This is a genomic window from Paraburkholderia sp. SIMBA_054 (genome assembly GCF_046534875.1).
In the GTDB taxonomy this organism is placed as follows: Bacteria; Pseudomonadota; Gammaproteobacteria; order Burkholderiales; family Burkholderiaceae; genus Paraburkholderia; species Paraburkholderia hospita.
Map to the genome: position 1 here is coordinate 1 of NZ_JAWRXV010000634.1, position 278 is coordinate 278.

Consider the following 278-nt stretch of genomic DNA (forward strand, 5'->3'; position numbering starts at 1 on the left):
GTCCCCGCAAATCGAACGCCGCGGGAAACGTGCTTTTGCAGAACTCGATGTAGCGGCCGGCGGCGTCGTCAAGACGCCGCGCCTTGCCGAGCTGCTCGGACGCAGCACAGGCGAGCGGCAGTTCCAGGTGCTCTTCGATCTGCGATTCCACCTCGTCGGGCAACTTGTTGCCGTCGGCGGAAAAGAATTTGATGCCGTTATCGTAATACGGATTGTGCGACGCGCTGATCACCACGCCGGCCGCGAGCCGCAACGCGCGCGTCAGATAGGCGATGCCC

1 pseudogene is annotated in these 278 nt (G+C 63.3%); it reads right to left on the reverse strand.

The features are described 5' to 3' along the window. Positions 1-278, reverse strand: a pseudogene (glmM, locus tag SB822_RS56625) (phosphoglucosamine mutase); the annotation flags it as partial.